The following is a 2,911-nucleotide window of genomic DNA, read 5'->3' as shown; positions in this document are numbered from 1 at the left end:
AAATACCGGTATCAGCCCGGTTTGCCAGTCGTTGCAGTGAACCAGATCCGGTCTCCAGGACAGGCCTGCCTCTCCCATGGCGATCATGGCGCCGACCTTTCCGAACAGCTCAAAGCGATGGGCATTGTCCCACCAGTCTTTGCCTTCCTCGTTCTTGTAGGGGTTGCCAGGGCGATCAAACAATGGCGGACAGTCCACTAGCCATAGCGTGACAGCGGTGCCGGGCAGTCGGGTCTGCCAGAGGCTCACATTGTATTGCCCCAGCTGAAACCGCGCCTTCCTTCGGGAGCCTGCCTTTCTTGCCGCTCTCAAAGCATCGGGATAGCCCGGTAGAAGTATCTGTACGTCGTATTCCAGGCGGCAGAGCGCTTCCGGCAAACTTGCAGAAACGTCGGCAAGACCGCCGGTTTTCATCAAGGGATAAACCTCACTGGTTGCAAACAGCACCCGGATCATAAAGCCGGCCTCAGAATGATCGCGCCCAGTGGTGGCAGGGTTAGTTCCACGGACCACTCACGGTTCATCCAGGGCTGGGCATCCGCAGGCATGGGGTAGGGATTTCCCAGATTACTGCCACCGTAATACTCTGAATCGGAATTAAAAATTTCCCGCCAGTTGCCACCTTCAGGCAGGCCGATCCGATAGTGGTGTCTGGGCATCGGTGTGAAATTAACGACAATCACCGAGGTTTCGCCCTTGGCGGTGCGCAGGAAACTGATCACTGACTGGGGGGAATCATGGCAGTCGATCCACTCGAAACCATCCGGCTTGAAGCAGGCGCCATGTAACGACACCTCCCGCCGGTAGATACCGTTCAGGTCCTGAACCAGCTTTTTAATACCCTGATGCTCCGGGTAGGCCAGTAGAGACCAGTCCAGTTCCCGGAATTCACTCCACTCCCGCCGCTGGCCGAACTCACCGCCCATGAAAAGAAGTTTGGCGCCCGGGTAACTGAACATGTAGGTAAAAAGCACCCTCAAGGTAGCTCTCTGTTGCCATTCGTCGCCGGTCATTTTGTTGATCAGGCTACCTTTGCCATGAACCACTTCGTCGTGGGAAAGCGGGAGCAGGAAATTCTCCGAGAAGGCGTAGAGCAGCCCAAAGGTCAGCTTGTCGTGATGATACTGACGATACACCGGATCCTGTGCCAGATAGTCCAGGGTGTCGTGCATCCAGCCCATGTTCCATTTCAGGTTGAACCCGAGTCCGCCAATTTCCGGTGGCCGGGTTACACGTGGCCAGGAGGTCGATTCTTCCGCACAGACCAGCGTTCCGGGGAAGCGGCTTTGGCAGACCTGGTTCAATTCCCGCAGGAACTCAATGGCTTCGAGGTTTTCATGGCCTCCATGCACGTTGGGCTCCCATTCGCCTTCCTTGCGGGAGTAGTTGAGGTACAGCATGGAAGCCACCGCATCCACCCTGAGCCCGTCGATATGAAAGGCGTCCAGCCAGAACAAGGCACTGCCGATCAGGAAGTTCCGCACCTCATGCCGGCCATAGTTGTAGATGAGTGTGCCCCAGTCCTGATGGCGCCCTTTGCGGGGATCTTCATGTTCGTAAAGCGCGCTGCCATCAAAGCGGGCAAGGGCGTGTTCATCGGTCGGGAAATGTCCCGGTACCCAGTCCAGAATCACGCCGATGTTGTGCCGGTGGCATTGGTCCACCAGATAACGAAGATCGTCCGGCGTGCCGAACCGACTGGTGGGCGCGTAGTATCCGGTCGTCTGGTATCCCCAGGATTCATCCAGGGGGTGTTCCGTGACCGGCAACAGTTCAATGTGGGTGAAGCCCAGTTCGAGCACATAGGGAATGAGTTGGTCCGCCAGTTCCCGATAGGTCAGCCACCGACCCGAACCATGGTGGCGCCAGGAGGCGGCATGAACCTCGTAGATGGAGATAGGCGAATCCTGCCAGTTCCAGCGACCCCGCCGGGCCAGCCAGTCGCCATCGCCCCAGCCAAAATGGCCGCGCTCGGTGACTACAGCAGCGGTGGAGGGCCTGAGCTCGAAAGCCTGTCCGTAGGGATCGGTTTTCAGAATCTGCCGGCCTTTGTCCGTCGTGATGGCGAATTTATAGAGAACGCCGTTACCGATGCCCGGGATAAAGCAGGACCAAACCCCCGTGCCTTCATGCAACGACATGGGATGGATGCCCGCGTTCCATTCGTTAAAGTCACCGGCAACACTGACGGCGCTGGCGTGGGGGGCCCAGACTGCAAACCGGACACCTTCCACACCTCGGTTCCTGCAGACATGGGCACCGAGCACGTTGTAAATGTGCCAGTGGCGACCCTCGGCAAAAAGGTGGAGGTCGAATTCGCTGAGCGTTGGACTGTCCATAGACCGTGCTGTTCCTGACCAGATGAGGCGCTTTGAGCGTCCCTTCATTGGACGCGAAAGGGCCTGTTTAAAAAATGACCCAAAACAAGTTTACGTCATAATTCCGTGCTAGTGTTCTACTATAGTTTAGGGCGTCAAAAACGTGGCAAACCCTTGCGGTTAAACGACCGGTTACAGGGAAGGTTTTCTTCAGGGAAGCAGCTATGCAAACGGCCAAGCGTTTCGTCAGTCGTCTCACTCGTCAGACTCTTGCTCTGGTACTTGCCGGAGGGCGGGGATCCCGCCTCCACGATCTCACCAAATGGCGGGCCAAACCGGCGGTGCCCTTTGGCGGCAAGTTCCGGATTATCGATTTTCCACTCTCGAACTGCATCAACTCCGGCATCGGGCAGGTTGGTGTGATCACCCAGTACAAATCCCATTCCCTGATCCGCCATATCCAGCGGGGTTGGGGGTTTCTCCGGGGAGAACTGGATGAGTTCGTAGAGCTCTTACCTGCGCAACAACGGATCGAGACTTCCTGGTATGAGGGAACGGCAGACGCTGTGCTTCAAAACCTCGACATCATTCGC

General features: G+C 57.0%; 3 protein-coding genes. 1 reads left to right on the top strand and 2 read right to left on the bottom strand.

Annotation, left to right across the window (positions count from 1 at the left end; translation table 11 throughout):
* On the bottom strand, window positions 1-456 hold a 456-nt coding region (locus B2W52_RS17250; RefSeq protein ID WP_286803793.1), incomplete at its 3' end, for a glycogen/starch synthase.
* Window positions 453-2,339 (bottom strand): 1,4-alpha-glucan branching protein GlgB, encoded by a 1,887-nt coding sequence (gene glgB, locus B2W52_RS17245; RefSeq protein WP_008169699.1) that lies wholly within the window; start codon window positions 2,337-2,339, stop codon window positions 453-455. The genes B2W52_RS17250 and glgB, both read right to left, overlap by 4 nt.
* A 203-nt stretch (window positions 2,340-2,542) precedes the next feature.
* Here glgB and B2W52_RS17240 point away from each other — a divergent pair.
* The coding region (locus B2W52_RS17240; RefSeq protein WP_286803792.1) for a sugar phosphate nucleotidyltransferase at window positions 2,543-2,911 on the top strand (369 nt) is incomplete at its 3' end.

The sequence above is a fragment of the Marinobacter sp. UBA2498 genome (genome assembly GCF_002341575.1).
GTDB classification, from domain to species: domain Bacteria; phylum Pseudomonadota; class Gammaproteobacteria; order Pseudomonadales; family Oleiphilaceae; genus Marinobacter; species Marinobacter manganoxydans.
The sequence above is the reverse complement of the archived record's forward strand: the minus strand, read 5'-3'. Positions and strand labels throughout refer to the sequence as shown.